9 protein-coding genes are annotated in these 12324 nt (G+C 70.0%); 7 read left to right on the forward strand and 2 right to left on the reverse strand.

The window, feature by feature from the left end:
• Positions 1-410 precede the first annotated feature (410 nt).
• On the reverse strand, positions 411-1409 hold the full coding sequence (locus ACZZ9K_RS06655; RefSeq protein WP_463443632.1) for a LacI family DNA-binding transcriptional regulator: 999 nt from the start codon (positions 1407-1409) through the stop codon (positions 411-413).
• Between the two features lie 164 nt (positions 1410-1573).
• Between ACZZ9K_RS06655 and ACZZ9K_RS06660 the strand changes: the two genes are divergently transcribed.
• The 4 genes from ACZZ9K_RS06660 to ACZZ9K_RS06675 all read left to right on the forward strand — a co-directional run bounded on the left by ACZZ9K_RS06660 (position 1574) and on the right by ACZZ9K_RS06675 (position 6910).
• Positions 1574-3583, forward strand: coding sequence for a glycoside hydrolase family 127 protein (locus ACZZ9K_RS06660; RefSeq protein WP_463443633.1), 2010 nt, complete (start codon positions 1574-1576; stop codon positions 3581-3583).
• A 5-nt stretch (positions 3584-3588) separates the two neighbouring features.
• Positions 3589-4896: an ABC transporter substrate-binding protein gene (locus ACZZ9K_RS06665; RefSeq protein WP_260678896.1), complete on the forward strand. Its 1308-nt coding sequence runs from the start codon at positions 3589-3591 to the stop codon at positions 4894-4896.
• Between the two features lie 87 nt (positions 4897-4983).
• A complete protein-coding gene (locus ACZZ9K_RS06670; RefSeq protein ID WP_027466165.1) occupies positions 4984-5952 on the forward strand; it encodes a carbohydrate ABC transporter permease in 969 nt (322 codons plus the stop codon).
• Between the two features lie 4 nt (positions 5953-5956).
• Positions 5957-6910, forward strand: a complete 954-nt coding sequence (locus tag ACZZ9K_RS06675; RefSeq protein ID WP_138804124.1) for a carbohydrate ABC transporter permease — start codon at positions 5957-5959, stop codon at positions 6908-6910.
• A 206-nt stretch (positions 6911-7116) separates the two neighbouring features.
• On the opposite strand, the gene ACZZ9K_RS06680 is transcribed toward ACZZ9K_RS06675, so the two are convergent.
• Positions 7117-8166, reverse strand: a complete 1050-nt coding sequence (locus tag ACZZ9K_RS06680; RefSeq protein WP_138804123.1) for a LacI family DNA-binding transcriptional regulator — start codon at positions 8164-8166, stop codon at positions 7117-7119.
• Between the two features lie 180 nt (positions 8167-8346).
• Between ACZZ9K_RS06680 and chvE the strand changes: the two genes are divergently transcribed.
• The 3 genes from chvE to mmsB all read left to right on the forward strand — a co-directional run bounded on the left by chvE (position 8347) and on the right by mmsB (position 12298).
• Positions 8347-9474: a multiple monosaccharide ABC transporter substrate-binding protein gene (chvE, locus tag ACZZ9K_RS06685; protein WP_027466162.1), complete on the forward strand. Its 1128-nt coding sequence runs from the start codon at positions 8347-8349 to the stop codon at positions 9472-9474.
• A 102-nt stretch (positions 9475-9576) separates the two neighbouring features.
• Positions 9577-11130, forward strand: a complete 1554-nt coding sequence (gene mmsA, locus ACZZ9K_RS06690) for a multiple monosaccharide ABC transporter ATP-binding protein (protein WP_463443634.1) — start codon at positions 9577-9579, stop codon at positions 11128-11130.
• The gene (gene mmsB, locus ACZZ9K_RS06695; protein ID WP_027466160.1) at positions 11117-12298 is read left to right on the forward strand and encodes a multiple monosaccharide ABC transporter permease; all 1182 of its coding nucleotides are present in this window, start codon (positions 11117-11119) and stop codon (positions 12296-12298) included. Before mmsA ends, mmsB begins: the two co-directional genes overlap by 14 nt.
• Positions 12299-12324 lie beyond the last annotated feature (26 nt).

The following is a 12324-nucleotide window of genomic DNA, read 5'->3' on the forward strand; positions in this document are numbered from 1 at the left end:
CGTGCGACCACCGCAGCCCCACACCCGCGCAAGTCCCGACCACGGGCCACCCCGCACCCGCGCAAGTCCCGACCACGGGCCACCCCGCACCCACGCAAGTGACCGACCACCGGCCCGCCGAACCCACGACACCCCGAACCGCGGCGCCGGGGATGGTCACGACACCCCGCTGCCTCCTCGCCGCGCGGTCACGAACTGTCGGTTGGAGGTGCGCCGAGCGACGAGTCGTGACCGCCCGACCACGGCGGACGGGGTGTCCTGACCCCCGACCACGGCGGACGAGGTCTCCCCACCGCGCGGTCACGAACTGTCGGCTGGAGGTGCGCCGAGCGACGAGTCGTGACCGCCCGACCACCGCGGACGGGGTGTCGTGACCGCCCGACCACGGCGGACGGGGTGTCGTGACCGCCCTAGGCGCCGACGGTGCTCTCGCGGATGACGAGCGACGGGGTCACGGCCGCCGACGACGCCGTCCCGCCGTCGATCAGGGCGAGGAGCGCCTGCCCCGCGACGCGTCCGAGCTCCTCGAGCCGCAGGTCCACCGTGGTCAGCGGCGGCCTCGAGGCGAGCGCCATAACGTCCCAGTCGTCGAACCCGGTGACCGCGACGTCTCCGGGCACCGAACGCCCGAGCTCCCGCAGCCGGTCGCACACGCCCCGGGCGATCTGGTCGCTGCCGCAGACGATCGCGTCGACGTCGGGCGACTCCCGCGCGAGCACGTCCACCGCCTGCCGCCCCCAGCGCTCCGACCACTCGCCGTACAACGGGTCGGTGACCAGGTGCGGCCCGAGGACCGACGCGGCACCTGCCACCCGTCGTGCCGCGGACCGGTGTCGGGCCGGCCCCGTCACGATCGCCACCCGCTGCCGCCCGAGCGAGCGCACGTGCGAGGCGACGAGCGCCGACCCGGCGGCGTCGTCGAGGGTGATCGACACGTCGGCGTCGTCGGTCGAGGGCGTGAAGGCGTAGACGACGGGGATCGACACGTCGATCGGGGGCCGGGCGTCGGCGGAACGGCCGGTCACGATGATGCCGTCGACGCCGCGGGCCGCCAGGGAGCGCAGGTAGTGGGCCTCGCGCACGTGGTCGTCGCGGGTGTCGCACAGCAGGACGGCCATCCGCCCGGCGGACAGGGCGTCCTCGGCGCCGAGCAGCACCGGGATCGAGAACCGGCCGAACGAGTCGGTGGTGATCATGCCGACGGTGTAGGTCCGCCCCGACGACAGCGCACGGGCCCGGGCATCCCCGACGAACCCGAGCTTCTCGGCGGCTTCCTTCACCCGCAGCCGGGTGGCGTCCCGCAGCTGCCCGGTGCCGTTCAGCGCCTTCGACGCGGTGCCGATCGACACCCCGGCGAGCGCCGCCACGTCGGTGATCCGGATCGGCTGACCGGTGCGTTCGAGCGTCACGGCAACCACCTTTCCGACGACGAGGACGTGCCGATGACCTTACACAAAACCACCGGGATGCCCTTGCGCGGCGTCCACCCCGTGTCGTAACGTCCACCGCAGAAACCGTTTTCCGGATGGCCAGTCCATCCGAACGGCACCGAGTCACATCGCAAGGAGGCGACATGACCACCACGCTCGCGACCGATCGCGGCGCGCACACCGCGACCCCGGTCCTCCCGACCGCCGACGCGCACCTCACGCTCCGGCCGCTGCCGACGGGCGACGCCCGGATCACCGGCGGCTTCTGGGCGCTCCGCCAGGAGCGCAACGGCCGCGACGCCGTCCGCAGCGGCTACCAGCAGCTGGAGACGGCCGGCAACTTCCGCAACCTCCGCATCGCCGCCGGGCTCGAGGAGGGCGAGGCCGTCGGCCCGATCTTCATGGACTCCGACGTGACGAAGTGGCTCGAGGCCGTGGCGTGGGAGTACGGCCGCGCCCCCGCCGAGGACCTGCTCGACCTGCAGCGCGAGGTCACCGCCCTGTACGCCCGGGCGCAGGCCGACGACGGGTACCTGGACTCCGTGCAGCAGGTGCGCGGGAAGGGTGAGCGGTACACGGACCTCAAGTGGAGCCACGAGATGTACTGCGCCGGGCACCTGTACCAGGCGGCGGTGGCCCAGCACCGTGCGACGGGCGACACCGGGCTGCTCGACGTCGCGATCAAGAACGCCGACCACCTGGTCCGCACGTTCGGCGACGGCACCGCGCCCGACGGCACACCGAAGACCCGCGACGTCGACGGCCACCCCGTCGTCGAGATGGGCCTGGTCGAGCTGTACCGCGAGACCGGCAACCGCGACTACCTCGACCTGGCGCACTGGTTCGTCGACGCCCGCGGGCACGGCATCATCGAGCGCGCCGGCGGCGAGCCGACGTACTTCTCCGACCGGGTGCCGAGCCGGCAGGCCACGACCGTCGAGGGGCACGCCGTCCGCGCCGTGTACCTGGCTGCGGGTGCCGTGGACGTCGCGATCGAGACCGGGGACACCGAGCTCCTCGCCGCGAGCGAGCGCCAGTTCGCGGACATGATGGCGACGAAGGCCTTCATCACCGGGGGCCTCGGTGCACGCTGGGACTGGGAGGCGTTCGGCGACCCGTACGAGCTGCCGACCGACCGCGGCTACGCCGAGACCTGCGCGGCCATCGGCGGCGTGCAGTGGGCCTGGCGGCTGCTGCTCGCGACCGGCAAGCCGGTCTACGCCGACGCGATCGAGCGCCTGCTCTACAACGCGTTCCTCGCCGGGGTGAGCCTGGCCGGCACCGAGTACTTCTACGTGAACCCGCTGCAGCAGCGCGACCACGCGCACCAGGACGAGAACCGCTCCCCCGCCCACGGGCGGCGCGGATGGTTCGACTGCGCCTGCTGCCCGCCGAACATCATGCGCACCTTCGCGAGCCTCGACGGCTACCTGGCCACGGCGACCGACGGCGGGCTGCAGGTCCACCAGTACGCCACCGCCGACCTCGGTCCGGTGCGGGTCGAGACCGACTACCCGCACGACGGCCGTGTCCGTGTCACGGTCACCGAGGACGGCCCGCTCGCCCTGGGCCTGCGGATCCCGGCCTGGTCGGACACCACGACCGTCACGGGTCCGGACGGGTCCGGGAGCCCGACAGCGGGCACGCTGCACGTCGTCGACCGCGAGTGGTCGGCGGGCGACACGGTCGAGCTCGTCTTCGACACGACGCCGCACCGCTACGTCGCCGACACCCGCATCGACGCCGCCCGCGGGCAGGTCGCGATCGAGCGCGGCCCGCTCGTGTACGCGGTCGAGCAGGCGGACCAGCAGGGCTTCACGGTCGACGACCTGACGGTCGACGCGGACGCGCCGATCACCGAGGAGCGCCGCGACGACCTGCTCGACGGCGTCGTCACGCTGCGGATCCCGGGGCACGCCCCGGCCGAGCACGTGCAGCCGGCCTGGCCGTACCAGCGTCTGGACGGGCCGGGAGGCGCGACCACGGCCCGCGACGCGACCCGCGTCGACGACGTGGCCGGTCCGCAGGGCGCCACCACGGGCCTCCAGGCTGGTCACGACGGCCGCGACGTCACCGCGACCGCGGTCCCGTACTACGCGTGGGCCAACCGGGGAGCCGCGCCGATGCGCGTCTGGCTCCCGCTGGCGCGGTGACCGGCGTGGACCGCCGAGCGTTCCTCGTCGGCGGCGTCGCCGGCGGGGCCGCCCTCGCCCTGGCCGGGTGCTCCGGCACCCTGCCGAAGGTCGTCGCGAAGCCCGCGAGCTTCGGGAAGAACGCGACCGGCACCGTGCAGGTGTGGTGCCGGTCGGCGACCCAGGCCGGCCTGACGTCGGCCGTCGCCGGGTTCAACAAGGCGAACCCGGCGCTGCAGGTCCAGCTGACGCCCGTGCCGGACGCGCAGTACGTGACCAAGCTCGCGACCGCGATCCGCGGGGGTGAGCCGCCGGACGTCGTGGACATCGACGACATCAACTCGCAGCTGTTCATCTTCCGCGAGGCGTTCGCCGACCTGACCGACGTGGTCGAGAGCCTGGACTACTTCGACGCGATCTCACCGGGGCACCTGCGCCTGCTCGAGTACCGCGACCGGTACTACGGCCTGCCCTACCTGGCCGACAACTCGCAGCTGTTCGTGAACACCGAGCTGTTCGAGCGTGCGGGCCTCGACGTCGAGGAGTCGACGAAGGACCTGTCCACGCTGCTCGACGCGGCGAAGGCCATCCGGAAGCTCGACGACGACGTGTACGGCTGGTCGATCTCCGGCAACGCCGCGGGCATCATCGGCTTCGTCACGCAGCCGCACGTCTGGGCGACCGGGGTCGACATGATGACCGGCGAGGTGGGGTCCCAGCGGGCGAACATCACCGGCAACGAGGCCCTCGAACGCATGCTCGAGTTCTACCGGCAGCTCTGGAAGGACGGCGTGCTGTCGAAGGCGACGTACTCCGACGCCGGCACCACGTGGGGTGCCGACTTCCGGGCCGGCAAGGTGGGGATCTTCCCGACCTCGTACGGGGCGACCGTGCCCGCGGCCACCAAGGCGATGCGGGCGAAGATGCAGACGGTGCTCATCCCGTCGTGGGACGGCCAGCGGTCGTTCTTCGACGGCGGCGACAACATGTGCATCCCGAACGGGGCGGCGAACCCGTCCGGCGGGTGGGCGTTCATGCAGTACGCGAACGGGCTCCAGCAGCAGCAGGCGCTGCCGGACGGCGGGTACTTCCCGACGCGGTCCGACGCCGCCACCCCGGAGTACCGCAAGCGGTTCCCGCTGGCGTACGGGCCGCTCGACGCCATCGACAAGGGCTACGCACCGCAGACGCTGGCGTACAACCTGCTCAACAACCAGCCGTCGTCACCGTACTTCGCGATGTTCCGCGAGGCCGTGTTCGGGTCGGGGAGCGCTGCCGCCATGCGGACGGCGCAGTCCGACTACCAGCGGATCCTCGACCAGGTGCAGGCCTGAGCCTGCCTGCCTGTCTTCTCCGCTCGTCCCGCTCGTCTCGCTCGTCTCGCTCGTCTCGCTCTTGTTGATGCACAGAGAGGTGCACGCATGTCGACCATCTCCACCCGGCGCCCCGCCGGCCGGACCGGCCCGGGCCGTCCCACCGTGGGCCGCCGCCCGGGGCGTGGCGGCTCCGTCCGGACCCGCAACTCGCTCACCCACCCGCCGCGCACCGGTGCCGTCCTCGTCGCCCCGGCGATCCTGTTCGTCGCCGTCTTCGTGCTCGTCCCGCTCGTGTTCGCGCTCTACATCTCGTTCACGAACTGGCCCCTGATCGGCCCGTACCGGTTCATCGGGCTGCAGAACTACCTGACGCTGTTCCAGGACCCGACGTTCGTGCACGCCATCGGCTACACGCTGCTGTACACGGCGATCGTGACCCTGCCGATCCTGGCGCTGGGGTACTTCCTGGCCGTGCTCGTCCGGGCCCGCCGCCGGGGCAGCACGATCCTGCGGACGGTGTTCTTCCTGCCGTACGTGGTCGGGCTGACGACGCTCTCGTTCATGCTCGTGCTCGAGGCGCAGCCGAACTCCGGGGCCGTCAACATGGTGCTCCGCTGGCTCGGGATCACCGACGGCAGCACCGCGTGGCTCGTGAACGGTCCGCTGGCGACGCTGCTCATCTGCGTGCTCGTGGTCTGGGCGGTGTCGGGGCTGACCATGGTGCTGCTCATGTCGGCGATGCAGGGCGTCCCCGACGAGGTCTACGAGTCGGCGCAGCTCGAGGGGGCGTCCTGGTGGCAGACCGAGCGCTTGATCACGTTCCCGATGATCCGCTCGACCGTCGCGCTGAGCGTCATCATCTCGGTGATCGGGTCGCTGCTGGCCTTCAACCAGTTCTACATCCTGACCCAGGGCGGGCCGGGCACCGAGACCACCACGATCGTGAACGCGATCTACAACCGCGGGTTCGTGAACCTGCAGCTCGGGGCCGCGACCGCCCAGTCGATCGCCCTCGTCGTGGTGATCGCCGCCGTGACGGTGTTCCAGTTCTGGGCACTGCGAGAGAAGGACTGACGCCATGAGCACCACGACCTCCCGTGCGGCCCTCGCGGCGCCGGATGTGTCCACCAGGACCCTGACCACCACGGGTGACGGCCGACGTCGGCGCCACCAGCAGGGCAGCGTCCAGCACCCCCGCGACACCACCGTGAAGCGCACCCTGTACGCGATCGCCGGCATCGGTTCCGCGCTCGTGTTCGGGGTCCCGCTCATCTGGTCGATCCTGCGGGCGTTCCAGTCCGAGGCCGTCATCACACAGGCCCCGGACCCGGCGACGTTCTTCCAGCTCGGGTGGCAGAACTTCGCCGCCGTGTTCGCCTCGTCGTCGCACCTGCTCACCGGCGTCGTGAACTCGCTCATCGTGTCGATCGCCACGGCGGTGCTGACCGCGGTGATCGCGACGATGGCCGGCTACGGGTTCGCCCGCTTCCGGTTCCGGGGCGCCGGGCTCGTGTTCGGCCTGGTGCTGCTGACGATGATGGTGCCGTTCCAGGCCATCCTCACGCCGCTGTACCTCGAGATGAACGCCATGGGGCTGACGAACTCGCTGCTCGGGCTCGTGCTGTTCTACACGACCGTGAACCTGCCGTTCGGGGTGTTCGTGATGCGGAACGCGTTCGAGTCGATCCCCACCGAGCTCGAGGACTCGGCCTTCGTCGACGGCGCCTCGCGCTTCCGGGTCGTCGTGTCGGTGCTCCGCCCGCTGCTCCTGCCCGGGGCGGCGACCGCGGCGCTCTACGCGTTCCTGGCGTCGTGGACGGAGTTCCTCGGAGCCCTGACGTTCCTGACGAAGGACTCGCTGTACACGCTGCCGGTCGCGCTGCTCAACCTGCAGACCGGGGCGTACGGGCAGGTGTCCTACGGCAACCTCGTCGCCGGGTCGGTGGTGGCGATGATCCCGTGCATCGCGCTGTACGTCGGGTTGCAACGGTTCTACGTCGCCGGGCTGTCGTCCGGGGCGTTGAAGGGCTGAAGGTCGGGTCAGCTCGGGGTCGTGCGCGGCTTCGCACCGTGCGCGGCCCCTCGGCCGGTGCGGGGTTGGCCGCTCGGTGCGTGACTGTAGCTCCGCACCGAGCGGTCAACCTCGCGCCGGCCGCACAACGCTGCACCGTGCGCCGCGCCACCGCGCAAGGAAGAACCTCGCACCACCCGCACACCGCCGCACGGTGCGAAGGGGCGCTACGTGCTGCGCCGCACCACCAGCTCGGGCGCGAGCAGTGTCTCGTCGCGGGGCTCCCCCTCGACCAGGGCCCGCACGGTGTCGAGCACCCGCTCCCCCATCGCCCGGAAGTCCTGCCGCACGGTGGTCAGCGGCGGCGTGAAGTGCGCGGCCTCGGGGACGTCGTCGAACCCCACCACCGCGATGTCGTCGGGAACCCGCAGCCCCTCGTCGGCGAAGGCGTGCAGCACCCCGAGGGCCATCTGGTCGTTGCCCGCGAAGACGGCGTCGACCGTCCCCACGTCGATGTGCCGGGCGGCCGCGAAACCGCTCGCCGGGGTCCAGTCGCCCTCGAGCACGACCGGTTCGAGCCCGGCGTCCTGCATGATCCGCACGTAGGTGGCACGGCGCACCTCCGACTCCTGCGACACGTGCGGTCCGGCGATGTGCACGATCCGGCGGTGTCCGCGGTCGAACAGGTGCTGCATGACGAGCGAGGTGCCGGCGGCCTGGTCGATGGCGACGGCGGCGACGCTCGGCGCGACCGGGGTCCGGACGGCGTCGCGCTGCACGGCGTTCGACACCACGACGGGCACCGTGACCGGCACGGTGAGCGACGCGAGGGCGTCGAGCACACGGTTGTCGGCGGCGACCAGCACGATCGCGGCGACGTCCTGCGCGAGCAGCGTGGTGAGCGCCCCGGACAGGTCGGCCGGCCGCGGCTCCTCGGGCAGGGTCGACAGCAGCACGTGGTACCCGGCGGACCGCGCGGCCCGTTCGAAGCCGATCGAGGTGCTCGACGGACCGTACAGCGCGTCGCCGGCGGTGATGATGCCGAGCGCCTTGCTCCGCCCACCGGCGAGCGCCCGGGCGGCGGCGCGGGGCCGGTACCCGAGCTCGGTGACGGCGTCGGTGACCTGCGTCCGGTACTGCTCGCGGACGGTCGGGTCGCCGTTGATCACGCGGGAGACGGTCTGGTGGGACACGCCGGCGCGTTCGGCGACGTCGAAGATCGTCGGGGCCTTCCGGCGCTTGCCGCCCCTGCCCTCGGGGGCGGTCGTGGTGCTCACGTGGCCAACCGTACCGCTCGGTCCGGTCGCCGCGGCAAGATCACGAAACGGCGGTGTTGAGTTGACACCCCGTCACGGAACCCACAAGATGTGAGCGCTCACACGAGCGCATCCCACGGGGCACAGCAGCCCCGGCACCCGACCGCGTCGAGGACGACGCGAAGGAACAGAGGTACTTCGATGATGAAGCGCAGGATCATCGCGGGCGTCGCAGCCGTCGGCATCGCGATCTCGCTGGCCGCTTGCTCGGCCGGCGGCCGTGCGTCCACCGATGGTGGCGGCAGCGGCGACAACAAGGGCGCCCTCGTCGGCGTCGCCATGCCCACCAAGGTCTCCGAGCGGTGGATCAAGGACGGCAACGCCGTCAAGAGCGACCTCGAGAAGGCCGGCTACAAGGTCGACCTCGAGTACGGCGACAACAAGGTCCAGCAGCAGGCCCAGCAGGTCAGCAACATGATCACCAAGGGCGCGAAGGTCCTGATCATCGCGTCGATCGACGGTGGCGCGCTCTCCGACCAGCTCGACGCCGCCGCCAAGGCCGGCATCAAGGTGATCTCGTACGACCGTCTGCTCACGGGCAACAAGAACGTCGACTACTACGTGTCCTTCGACAACGAGAAGGTCGGCGTCGACCAGGCGAACAGCCTGCTCACCGGCCTGGGGGTGCTCGACGCTGACGGCAAGAAGACCGGCGAGAAGGGCCCCTTCAACATCGAGGTCTTCGCCGGCTCGCTCGACGACAACAACGCCGGGTTCTTCTTCAACGGCGCCATGAAGACGCTCAAGCCGTACCTCGAGGACGGCACGCTGAAGATCCAGTCCGGCCAGGACCAGCTGTCCCAGGCCGCGACGCAGCAGTGGGACCCGGCCACGGCCAAGGCCCGCATGCAGAACCTGATCGCCAAGTCCTACTCGGGCGGCACCACGCTCGACGGCGTGCTCTCGCCGTACGACGGCATCTCGATCGGCATCATCTCGGCACTCCAGGGCGCCGGGTACGGCACGAGTGACCGTCCGCTCCCGACCGTCACGGGCCAGGACGCCGAGGCCGCCTCGGTCAAGTCGATCATCGCCGGCCAGCAGTACTCGACGATCTACAAGGACACGCGCAAGCTCGCCAAGCAGTCGGTCACCATGGCCGAGGACCTGCTCACCGGCAAGAAGCCCGAGGTCAACGACACGAAGAGCTACGACAACAAGGTCAAGGTCGTCCCGACCTTCCTGTTCCAGCCGACGGTCGTCACGAAGGACAACTACAAGGAAGTCCTCGTGGACTCGGGGTACTACACCGAAGCCGACCTGAAGTAGTCAGGCCCATCTCACGGACCGGAGGCGCGGTGCCAGACCGCACCGCGCCTCCAGTCCGTCTCCACCAGCGCGCCCACGCGCGCACGACGGAAAGGCGTCCACATGGCGGACACCATCCTCGAGATGCGGGACATCACCAAGACGTTCCCCGGCGTCAAGGCCCTGCAGGGCGTCTCGATCGAGGTCGAGCGCGGCCAGGTCCACGCGATCTGCGGCGAGAACGGCGCGGGCAAGTCGACGCTCATGAAGGTGCTGTCGGGTGTCTACCCGGCCGGCTCCTTCGACGGCGAGATCCTGCTCGACGGCGAACCCGTGCGGTTCGCGAACATCAACGACTCCGAGGCTTCGGGCGTCGTCATCATCCACCAGGAGCTGGCGCTCAGCCCCTTCCTGTCGATCGCCGAGAACATCTTCCTCGGCAACGAGCAGTCCAAGGGCGGCTTCATCGACTGGAACAAGACGAACCTGACGGCCGCCGAGCTGCTCAAGCGCGTCGGGCTGAAGGACAACCCCGTCGCCAAGGTCGTCGACCTCGGTGTCGGCAAGCAGCAGCTCGTCGAGATCGCGAAGGCGCTCTCGAAGGAGGTGAAGCTCCTCATCCTCGACGAGCCCACCGCCGCGCTGAACGACGACGACTCCGCGCACCTGCTCGAGCTCATCCGCTCGCTGCAGGCCGAGGGCATGACGGCGATCATCATCAGCCACAAGCTCAACGAGATCAAGGCGATCGCGGACAAGGTCACGATCATCCGCGACGGCAAGACCATCGAGACGCTCGACATGCGGGCCGACGACGTGTCCGAGGACCGGATCATCCGCGGGATGGTCGGTCGTGACCTGTCGAACCGGTACCCCGAGCGCGAGAACCCCGTCATCGGCGAGGAACTGCTGCGGATCGAGGACTGGACCGTCCACCACCAGCTCGACTCGTCGCGCGAGATCATCCACCAGGCCAACCTCAACGTCCGCGCCGGCGAGGTCGTCGGCATCGCCGGGCTCATGGGCGCCGGCCGCACGGAACTCGCGATGAGCGTCTTCGGCCAGTCCTACGGCACCGGCATCAGCGGCACCGTCTACAAGCGCGGCACCCCGATCAAGACGCACACCGTCTCGCAGGCGATCGACAACGGCATCGCCTACGTCACCGAGGACCGCAAGCGGTACGGCCTGAACCTGATCGACGACATCAAGCGGAACATCTCCGGCTCGGCACTCGGCAAGCTCGCCAGCTGGGGCTTCGTGAACTCCTCGGAGGAGACCACGGTCGCGACCCAGTTCCTCAAGAGCCTCAACATCAAGGCGCCGAACGTCGACGTCGTGACGGGGAAGCTCTCCGGCGGGAACCAGCAGAAGGTCGTCCTGTCGAAGTGGATGTACGCCGACCCCGACGTGCTCATCCTCGACGAGCCGACCCGCGGCATCGACGTCGGCGCGAAGTACGAGATCTACACGATCATCAACCAGCTCGCCGACCAGGGGAAGGCGGTCATCGTGATCTCCTCCGAGCTCCCCGAACTGCTCGGCATCTGCGACCGCATCTACACCCTCTCCGAGGGCACCATCACGGCCGACGTCCCGCGCGCCGAGGCGACGCCCGAGGTCCTCATGCAGTACATGACCCAGGAACGGGAGACCCCTGTCAATGAACGCGCTTAAGTCCGCCGTCGGCTACCTCACCGGGCAGCTCCGACAGATCGGCCTGTTCATCGCGCTGATCGTCATCGTCATCTTCTTCCAGGTGACCACGAACGGCATCACGCTGGCCCCGATCAACGTCTCGAACCTGATCGTCCAGAACAGCTACATCCTCATCCTGGCCATCGGCATGGTCATGGTCATCATCGCCGGACACATCGACCTGTCGGTCGGGTCGGTGGTCGCCTTCACCGGTGCCATGGCCGGCGTGATGATCACGCAGTGGAACATCCCGTGGCCGATCGCGGTCGTGCTCTGCCTGGTGGTCGGTGCGCTCGTCGGCGCCTGGCAGGGCTTCTGGATCGCGTACTTCGGGATCCCGGCGTTCATCGTGACGCTGGCGGGCATGCTCGCGTTCCGCGGCGCGGCGCAGATCGTCCTGCAGAACCAGCAGATCTCGCCGTTCCCCGCCGGCTTCCGCTCGCTCGGCTCCGGCTTCCTGCCGTCCTTCGGCACCACCGGGTACGAGCCGCTCACGATGATCCTCGGCTTCGCCGCCGCGGCCGTCATGGTGATCGCGGCGTTCCGCGGTCGCATCACGCGTCGCAAGTACCAGCTCGAGAGCGAGCCGTTCGCCTGGTTCATCGTGAAGACGGCGTTCGGTGCCGTGCTCGTGATCTACGTGGCGCTCCTGCTCGCCAGCTACAACGGCACCCCGATCGTGCTCGTCGTGCTCGGTGCCCTCGTGGTGATCTACTCGGTCGTCATGCGGAGCGCGGTGTTCGGCCGCCACATCTACGCGATCGGTGGCAACGCCCTGGCCGCGCAGCTGTCGGGTGTGAAGACGAAGCGCGTCACGTTCCTGCTCTTCGTCAACATGGGTGTCATCTCGGCCCTGGCGGGCGTGGTCTTCACCGGCCAGCTCAACCTGGCGGCACCGGGCGCCGGCAACGGCTTCGAGCTCGACGCCATCGCCGCCGTCTTCATCGGTGGTGCGGCCGTCACCGGCGGCATCGGCACCGTGCCGGGTGCCATCGTCGGTGGTCTGATCATCGGCCTGCTGAACAACGGCATGTCGATCCTCGGTGTCGGCACCGAGTTCCAGTCCCTGATCAAGGGTCTGGTGCTGCTCGCCGCCGTCGCGTTCGACGTGTTCAACAAGCGCCGGGCGGCGTCCGCGCGCAAGTAGCGGTCGCGCGCGTGCGCGTTCGCGCG

The organism is Curtobacterium sp. AC268 (assembly GCF_979258745.1).